The organism is Streptomyces sp. NPDC049585 (assembly GCF_040675615.1).
GTDB classification, from domain to species: Bacteria; Actinomycetota; Actinomycetes; order Streptomycetales; family Streptomycetaceae; genus Streptomyces; species Streptomyces luteosporeus.
On the sequence record NZ_JBFAPE010000065.1, the window covers coordinates 1 to 8,111 of the forward strand.

At 72.4% G+C, this 8,111-nt stretch carries 7 protein-coding genes and 1 rRNA gene; 3 read left to right on the top strand and 5 right to left on the bottom strand.

What is annotated here, in order from left to right; translation table 11 throughout:
• The first annotated feature begins 356 nt into the window (after positions 1 to 356).
• Positions 357 to 1,364 carry a tryptophan--tRNA ligase gene (trpS, locus tag AB0K17_RS30465; protein WP_365970250.1) on the top strand — a complete coding sequence of 336 codons (1,008 nt, stop codon included), beginning with the start codon at positions 357 to 359 and terminating at the stop codon, positions 1,362 to 1,364.
• 35 nt (positions 1,365 to 1,399) lie between these two features.
• Here the strand turns inward: trpS and AB0K17_RS30470 are convergent, their stop codons facing one another.
• A complete protein-coding gene (locus AB0K17_RS30470) occupies positions 1,400 to 2,380 on the bottom strand; it encodes a helix-turn-helix domain-containing protein (protein ID WP_365984980.1) in 981 nt (326 codons plus the stop codon).
• Positions 2,381 to 2,466: 86 nt separating this feature from the next.
• Between AB0K17_RS30470 and AB0K17_RS30475 the strand changes: the two genes are divergently transcribed.
• Positions 2,467 to 3,057, top strand: coding sequence for a cysteine hydrolase family protein (locus AB0K17_RS30475; protein ID WP_365984981.1), 591 nt, complete (start codon positions 2,467 to 2,469; stop codon positions 3,055 to 3,057).
• A gap of 3 nt (positions 3,058 to 3,060) precedes the next feature.
• On the opposite strand, the gene proC is transcribed toward AB0K17_RS30475, so the two are convergent.
• A complete protein-coding gene (proC, locus tag AB0K17_RS30480) occupies positions 3,061 to 3,870 on the bottom strand; it encodes a pyrroline-5-carboxylate reductase (RefSeq protein ID WP_365984982.1) in 810 nt (269 codons plus the stop codon).
• Between the two features lie 421 nt (positions 3,871 to 4,291).
• Here proC and AB0K17_RS30485 point away from each other — a divergent pair, with 421 nt between their 5' ends.
• Positions 4,292 to 5,803 carry a SulP family inorganic anion transporter gene (locus tag AB0K17_RS30485; RefSeq protein WP_365984983.1) on the top strand — a complete coding sequence of 504 codons (1,512 nt, stop codon included), beginning with the start codon at positions 4,292 to 4,294 and terminating at the stop codon, positions 5,801 to 5,803.
• 58 nt (positions 5,804 to 5,861) lie between these two features.
• On the opposite strand, the gene AB0K17_RS30490 is transcribed toward AB0K17_RS30485, so the two are convergent.
• The 3 genes from AB0K17_RS30490 to rrf all read right to left on the bottom strand — a co-directional run.
• Entirely contained in the window at positions 5,862 to 7,052 is a 1,191-nt protein-coding gene (locus tag AB0K17_RS30490) for an FAD-dependent oxidoreductase (RefSeq protein WP_365984984.1), read from the bottom strand.
• A 44-nt stretch (positions 7,053 to 7,096) separates the two neighbouring features.
• Positions 7,097 to 7,966 carry an RNA polymerase sigma factor SigJ gene (sigJ, locus tag AB0K17_RS30495; protein WP_365984985.1) on the bottom strand — a complete coding sequence of 290 codons (870 nt, stop codon included), beginning with the start codon at positions 7,964 to 7,966 and terminating at the stop codon, positions 7,097 to 7,099.
• Between the two features lie 57 nt (positions 7,967 to 8,023).
• Positions 8,024 to 8,111, bottom strand: a 5S ribosomal RNA gene (gene rrf, locus AB0K17_RS30500); the annotation flags it as partial.

Here is an 8,111-nt window from a genome sequence, read left to right on the forward strand (position 1 = left end):
TAATCGGAGCCCGGTCCGAAATTCGGACACGCCGAATTCCATCCCGTTAAGGGGCCGTGCAGTAGTGGATGCCGCCGGTGCGGCGAGAGATGCCGCCCCGCCGTCCTTGCGGACGCCGCGGCAACTCGAAGAACTCTACACGCTCCCGTACGCCCCATCAAACCGGTGGCGCAAGGGGTTTCCCGCGCGTAGGGTCCGGGGCATGACGACGCTCGCGCTCGTGCAGCTGTGGTGGCCCGCCTGACCGGCGGCCCGCCCCCTGCGCATGCTGCGCGTACGCATCCAACGGCCGCCGCCTCGGCGGCCGTTTTTGCTGTCCTGGCGGTGGTCCCCACCTCGGAGGAGACAGCGAACCCATGGCAAGGATCTTCAGCGGCATCAAGCCCACCGGCCACCTCACCCTGGGCAACTACCTCGGCGCGATCCAGCGGTGGGTCGAGGTCGACCAGCACCGCGCCGAGGCGCTCTTCTGCGTGGTGGACCTGCACGCGCTGACCGTGGAGCACGATCCGGCGCGGGTGCGCCGGCTCAGCCGGCAGGCGGCGACCCTGTTCCTCGCGGCCGGCCTACGGCCGGACCGGTGCACCCTCTTCGTACAGAGTCATGTCGACGAGCACACCCGACTGGCCTATCTCCTGGAGTGCACGGCCACGGACGGGGAGATGCGGCGGATGATCCAGTACAAGGAGAAGTCCGCGCGGGAGCGGGCCACCGGCGGGAGCGTACGGCTGTCCCTGCTGACGTATCCCGCGCTGATGGCCGCGGACATCCTGGCGTACGGGGCGGACGAGGTTCCCGTGGGGGACGACCAGGCGCAGCACGTGGAGCTCACCCGGGACCTGGCCGTGCGCTTCAACCAGCGGTACGGGGCCACGTTCACCGTCCCCCGGGCGGTGCTGCCTCCCGTGGCGGCTCGCGTGATGGACCTGCAGGACCCCACGTCGAAGATGGGCAAGTCGCACGCGGAGACGTCCGGCATCGTCTATCTGCTCGACGAGGCGGACGTGGTGCGCAAGAAGATCATGCGAGCCGTGACGGACAGCGGCAGCGAGGTCCGCTACGACCGCGAGGCGCAGCCCGGCGTCGCGAATCTGCTGGAGATCCTCGCCGCCTGCCGGGGTGGTGAGGAGAAACCGGAGGAGCTGGCGGCGGGCTACGGCTCGTACGGTGCGCTGAAGAAGGATGTGGCGGACGCGGTCGTGGAGCTGCTGCGGCCGCTGCGGGAGCGGCATGCGGAGCTGTGCGCGGATCCGGAGTACGTGGACGAGGTACTGCGCGCGGGGGCCGAGCGGGCACGGGCGCTCGCGCGGCCGCGGGTCGACACCGCGTACCGGGCGATCGGCCTGCTGCCGCCCGTCGGCTGAGCCGGCGGGCCGTGTCCACGTCAGTCCCTCGGCCGTCAGCCCGCTGCGCGGAAGGCGCGGCGGTAGTCGCGGGGGCTGGTGGCCAGGCGGGCGGCGAAGTGCTGGCGCATGGTGACCTCGCTGCCGAAGCCGCAACGGCGGGCGATCTCCGGCATGGGCAGGCCGGTGCGTTCCAGGAGCTGCTGGGCGGCGGCGATGCGCTGGTCGAGCAGCCACTGGATGGGGGTCCTGCCCGTGCCGGCGGTGAAGTGGCGGGCGAAGGAGCGCGGTGACATGCCGGCCCAGGCGGCCATGTCGGCGACGGTCAGGGGTTCGCAGAGTTGTCGCAGGGCCCGTTCGCGTACGGCCGCCAGGGCGCCGGAGGGGTCACGGTCGTCCGGGGCGGGGGCGGGGTGCTCGATGAACTGGGCCTGGGTGCCGGTACGGAAGGGGGCGGTGACCATGGCGCGGGCTATGGTCGCCGCCGCCTCGGCGCCGTGTGCCGTACGGACGAGGTGCAGGCACAGGTCGATGCCGGCGGCGACTCCGGCCGCGGTCCAGATGCCGTCGTCCTCGACGAAGAGCGCGTCCGGGACGACCTGGACCGCGGGATGGGTGGCGGTCAGGAGAGGGGTGAGGTTCCAGTGGGTGACGGCCCGGCGGCCGTCGAGCAGGCCCGCCTGGGCGAGGACGAACGCTCCGCCGCACAGCGCGGCGACCGGGGTCCCGGCGGCGTGGGCGGTGCGCAGTGCGTGCAGGACGGGCGGCGGTACGGGGGCCAGGTGGTCGTCGACGCCGGGGACGACCACGAGGTCGGCGGTGCCGACCCAGTCGAGGTCGCGGTCGGGGGCGAGGACGAGCCCGCCGGGCATCTGCACGGGCGCCCGGTCGGGGGCGCAGCGGCGCAGTTCGAAGGGCGGGGCGCCGCGGTCGGTGCGGTCGACGCCCCAGACCTCGGCGATGACAGCGACGTCGAAGGCGCGGATGCGCGGGAAGGCGACGAGGGCGATGCGTTGGGGCGGCTGCACGGTGGTCATCCTGCCAGTGGAGCTGGCAGGAATTCATCGGAGATGGTCAGTACTGCCACTGTCGGCGGTCCACCGGCGCCAGCAGGATCATGGGCATGGACATCGCACAGGTCACCCGGATCGCTCAGAACTCCGCCCTCGTCGTCATCGACGTGCAGAAGGGCTGGCACGACCCCGCCTTCCCGCCCCGCAACAACCCCGCGGCCGAGGAGAACCTCGCCTCCCTGATCGACACCTGGCAGGCGGCGGGCCGGCCGGTGGTCTTCGTACGGCACGACTCTCCGAAGCCGGACTCGCCGCTGCGGCCGGGGCAGGAGGGCAATGACTTCCAGGACTTCGTCGAGCAGCGGCGCGGCAAGGGGGCGGGTCCGGAGCTGCTGCTGACCAAGACGGTGAACTCCGCCTTCATCGGCACCCCGGACCTGCGCGCCTGGCTGGACGCGGCGGGCATCCGGCAGATCGTGGTGGCGGGCATCATGACGAACTGGTGCGTCGACACGACGGCGCGCATGGGCGGCAACCTGGGCTACGACGTGATCGTCCCGATCGACGCCACGCACACGTTCGACGCGGTGGGCCCGGACGGCGAGGCCTTGACGGCCGACGCCCTGGCCCGCGCCACGGCGGTCAACCTCCACGCGGGCGGCTTCGCCCGCGTGGTCCGTACGGCGGAGCTGCTCGGCTGAGCCTCACCCGTTCCCGGAGGCCAGCTCCCGGCTGCGGTCCCGCGCGGCTTCGAGCGCAGCGATGAGCGCATGGCGCACCCCATGCTTCTCCAGCTCGCGGATCGCGTTGATCGTCGTACCGGCCGGTGACGTGACCGCCTCGCGGAGCTTGACGGGGTGCTCGCCGCTGTCGCGCAGCATGACCGCCGCGCCGATGGCGGCCTGGACGATGAGGTCGTGGGCCTTGTCGCGGGGCAGGCCGAGCAGGATGCCGGCGTCGGTCATGGCCTCGACGAGGAAGTAGAAGTAGGCGGGCCCGGAGCCGGAGAGGGCGGTCGCGGCGTCCTGCTGGGACTCGGGCAGACGCAGCGTCTTGCCGACGGGCTTGAAGATCTCCTCGGCGCGCCGGAGATGTTCCTCCGTGGCGTGGGCGCCCCCGGAGATGACGGACATGCCCTCGTCGACGAGGACGGGCGTGTTCGGCATGACGCGCACGACGGGGGTGCCGGCGGGAAGCCGCTCCTCGAAGAGGGTCGTGGGGATGCCGGCCGCGGCGCTGATGACGAGCCGGTCGGCCGGCAGGTGCGGGGCGAGTTCGTCGAGGAGGGTGGTCATGTCCTGGGGCTTGACGGCCAGGATGAGGGTGTCGGCGGCCTTGGCGGCCTCGATGTTGCTGACCACCTCGACGCCGTAACGGGCGCGCAGCGCCTCGGCGCGCTCGGGGCGGCGGGCGGTGCACATCAGGCCGTCCGCCGACCAGCCGGCGCGGATCATGCCGCTGAGCAGTGCCTCACCGATCTTTCCGGTGCCGAGGACGGCGACTGTCTGGGGCACGGGGGCTCACCTCTTCGCTGCGCGGGGCTTGCTTGCGGTCCTGTGGGGACCTTCTCGTCCTGGAGGACCTTCTCCGTCCTGGAGGACCTTCTCGTCCTTGGGGACCTTCTCGTTCTAGAGGATCCTCGCATTCCACGTGGGCCGGCGGGGGCGCGGTCCACGTCCTGGTCGTCCGCCGGGGCGACAGGATGCGGACGTTCCTGTTTCCCGCCCCGGTGTTTACACCGTGGTTACAAACCAACTGGCCGAATTGGTCCGGGACTTGGCCAAAATATGGTCAAGTGATTAACGGCATGCATGGCCCGTCGTGCGGACGCCGGGCGTGCGCCCCCTCGACTCCTCCGTCACTTCTCTTCCACCCGTCGGCAACGATCCCCGTCGTTTCGCTGCGCGCGCCCCGAGCGCCCTGGAGGCAGTCCTCATGCAGAAGACCCTCTTCCGCCGTGTCCGCACCGTCATCCACCGCCTCGGCCCCTGCGCCGACCTGCGCGCGGACTTCGCCGCGTCACTGGTCGTCTTCCTCATCGCCGTGCCCCTGTCCGTCGGCATCGCCGCCGCCTCCGGTCTGCCCGTCGAGCTGGGCCTGGTCACCGGCGTCGTCGGCGGTCTCCTCACCGGCCTGCTGCCGGGCAGCAGCGTGCAGGTCAGCGGCCCGGCGGCCGGCCTGACGGTGCTGGTCTACGAAGCAGTGCGCGCGTACGGGCTCCGGGCGCTCGGCGTCCTGGTGCTCACCGCCGGGCTGCTCCAGCTGGCCATGGGGCTGCTGAAGCTCGGGCGCTGGTTTCGCGCCATCTCGGTCGCCGTCGTCCAGGGCATGCTCGCCGGCATCGGCATCGTCCTGATCGCCGGGCAGCTCTATGCGCTCGCCGACGCCGACGCTCCGGCCGAGGCACTGGAGAATCTCGGCGGGCTCGTCACGCTGTTCACCGACACCGTCGCCTCCCCGGACGCGCTGGCCGCAGTCGCCGTCGGCGCCGGCACGGTGGCCGTCCTGGCCGTGTGGCCGCGCTGGCGCGGCGCCGCCCATGTCGTCCCCGCCCCCTTGGCGGGCGTCGCGCTCGCCACCACCGCGGTGGCCCTGCTGGAGCTGCCCGTCGACCGGATCCGGCTGCGCGGACTGATCGACGCGATCCAGCCGCCGGGCGGTGGCGGATTCGCGCGCCTGACGGAATTCGGGGTGCTCGGCACCATCCTGACCTTCGCCCTGATCGCCTCCGCCGAGACGCTCTTCGGCGCGGCCGCCATCGACCGGCTGCACCACCACTCCCGCACCGACCACAACAAGGAACTCACCGCCCAAGGCGCTGGGAACACCGTCTGGGGTGTGCCCGGCGCCCTGCCCATGACCGCCGTCATCGTCCGCAGCTCCGCCTTCGTCCACGCCGGCGCGCGGACGAAGGTCTCGCGCGTCCTGCACGGCGTCTGGCTCCTGCTCTTCGCCACCCTCCTGCCCTGGGCCCTCGAACTCGTCCCCGTGGCCGCGCTCGCCGGCGTCCTGGTGCACGCCGGCTGGAAGCTGTTGCCAGGGCGCGAACTCGGCCCGCTGTGGCGCGGGCACCGCGGCGAGGTCGCCATCCTCGCCACCACCGCCGTCGCCATCGCCATCACCAACCTCTTCGAGGGCGTCGCCATCGGTCTCGTGCTGGCCGTCTGCAAAGCCGCCTGGGAGACCTCCCACGTCCACGTCGAGGCCACGACCTCGTCGACCGGCGTCGTGCGCGCCCGCGTCATCGGCAACGCCAACTTCCTGCGCCTGCCCAAACTGCTCGACGACCTCGACGCGCTCCGGCAGGACGCCGCCCCCCGCATCGAACTCGACCTCACCGGACTGCGCCACATGGACCGGGCCGTCCACACGGCACTGATCACCTGGGCCGCACGCAACGCGCAGAACGGCGACGACGAGGCGACGGGCCGGGTGATGGCCCACTAAGGCCTGACCGGCGGATCGTGCAGCGCCCCGTCAGGGGTGCGGGGCACCGTGATGCGCCCTAGCGGCCGACCGCCGCCGGGGCGGCACCGGACACGTCGGCTCCGGGGGCCGCCCCCAGGCCACCGCGACGTGCCCCGGCTGCGGCCGCCCGCAGGGCGAACACCGTCCCGCGCACGACCCTCTCCTTGACGAAGGCGGCCGGCCGCCCGGTCAGCACCGCCGACCGCGGCGAGTCGTCGGAACGCACCATCTGCAGCAGCCCGTCTCGCCGACCGAGGCTGATGCACTGCCCCACGAACCCGTAGTGGAACGGCCTCAGTTGATTGCGTCGGTCCTGGAGGTCCGCACGGACGGACGCCGCCACGTACAGGCCCATGGGCAGGGACACCGCGCACGCCATCCGTATGCCCGTCCCCGCCGCGTCCCCCGCCGCATAGACGGCGGGATCGGTCACCGACCGGGCGGTGCCGTCGATCGCGATCCGCCCGGCCACGTCCAGGGCGAGACCCGACCGCGCGGCGAGCCCCGTCACCGGGCGCATCGCGGCCGCCCACACCACCGCGTCCGCATCCACCTCACCGGCCGACGCCACCCGGCGGCCCTCCTCGACCCGCACGCCCAGCTCGCGGAACACCTCGTACACGTGCGCCCGCCCCCGCGCCGAGAGGCCGGCCCCGACGACGCCCGACGTCAGCAACCGCACCTCCCACGCGGGGTGCGCCTCGGCGATCTCGGCGGCCAGCTCGATGCCGGTCAACCCGCCACCGACCACCGAGACCCGGCCCGGCGCCCCGACCAGCCGCTGGTGCAGCGCCCCGGCCGACTCGGCTGTGTGGATCCTGGCGCGTCCGGTGTCTTGGGCGCCCTCGACGCCCTCGACGCCCGCGGTGTCCGTGACGCTGCCGAGCGCGTAGACGAGCCGGTCGTACGACAGGGTGCGCCCGTCGTCCGTCCGGACGCTGCGCGCCTGGCGGTCGAGATCGGCGGCGCGAGCAGCAACGTGCTCGATGCCGGTGCCGCGCAGGAGACCGGAGTAGGGGTGGGTGACACGGGCCCGGCCGGCGGCCAGTTGGTGGAGTCGGACGCGTTCGGTGAAGCCGTCGCCCGGGTCGACCAGCGTGACCCGGGCGGCCGGCGCCAGCCGCAGGGCCGCCACCAGCCCCGCGTAGCCGCCACCGAGCACGACAACGCGGGGGGCGGGGGACGACGAGGACAAGGACGAGGAAGCGGCGTGGGAATTCGTCTTCATACACAGGGGACGAAGCGACCGCGCGGAATGTGACGTGTCCCGGGTCACATCCCCTGAAGGTGGGACAGCTTGTCGGGATTGACGACGGCAGCGACGTCCGTGATCCGCCCCTCGTGGACGGTGAAGGCCAAGGCCCCCAGGGGCTCGCCGTCCCCGGTCAGGAAGACGGCACCGGGTGCGCCGTTGACCTCCCGCAGCAGCATCCGCATCGAGTCGGGCGCGAAGGTGCGGACGACGTTCGCGACGTAGCGCGCCACCTTCTCCCGGCCGACGACCGGCAACCGCGCCGCAGTGATCCTCCCGCCCCCGTCGGACCGCCAGACGACCGCGGGGTCGAGCACCTCCATCAGGTCGGCGAGCTCCCCGCCCACGACCGCGGCCAGGAAGGCCTCGACCGTCCGGCGGTGCTCACCCCGGTCGACCGTCTGCCGCGGGGCCTCGGCCCGGACGCGCTTGCGCGCACGGGAGGCCAACTGCCGGACGGATTCGGGAGAACGGTCGACGACCTCGGCGATCTCCTGGAACGGGACGGAGAAGACGTCGTGCAGAACGAGGGCCGTCCGCTCGGCCGGCGTGAGCCGCTCGAGCACGAACAGCAGGGCCATGCCGACCGATTCGTCGAGGGCGGCCTGCTCCTCGGGGCCGGGTTCGTCGGTCACCACGGGCTCGGGCAGCCAGGGACCGGCGTACGTCTCGCGCCGGGCGCGGGCGGAAGTGAACAGGTCGAGGCAGATGCGGCTGACGACGGTGGTCAGGTACGAGCCCGGGTCGTCGGCCACGTCGTCGGGCAGCCGCTGCCAGCGCAACCACGCCTCCTGCACGGCGTCGTCGGCGTCGGCGACGGACCCGGTCAGGCGGTAGGCGACGGCCCACAGCCGCCGGCGGTGGGTCTGGAACTCTTCAAGGGAAGCCATGAAAACAAAAATGCCGCGAACTCCTGGTCTTTGACCAGGAGTTCGCGGCTAAAAGGAGTTCGGCGGTGTCCTACTCTCCCACAGGGTCCCCCCTGCAGTACCATCGGCGCTGAAAGGCTTAGCTTCCGGGTTCGGAATGTAACCG

Coding starts and splice junctions, on each gene's coding strand:
- trpS (WP_365970250.1), top strand. CDS start 357: ATGGCAAGGATCTTCAGCGGCATCAAGCCCACCGGCCACCTCACCCTG.
- AB0K17_RS30470 (WP_365984980.1), bottom strand. CDS start 2,380: ATGACCACCGTGCAGCCGCCCCAACGCATCGCCCTCGTCGCCTTCCCG.
- AB0K17_RS30475 (WP_365984981.1), top strand. CDS start 2,467: ATGGACATCGCACAGGTCACCCGGATCGCTCAGAACTCCGCCCTCGTC.
- AB0K17_RS30485 (WP_365984983.1), top strand. CDS start 4,292: ATGCAGAAGACCCTCTTCCGCCGTGTCCGCACCGTCATCCACCGCCTC.
- AB0K17_RS30490 (WP_365984984.1), bottom strand. CDS start 7,052: ATGAAGACGAATTCCCACGCCGCTTCCTCGTCCTTGTCCTCGTCGTCC.
- sigJ (WP_365984985.1), bottom strand. CDS start 7,966: ATGGCTTCCCTTGAAGAGTTCCAGACCCACCGCCGGCGGCTGTGGGCC.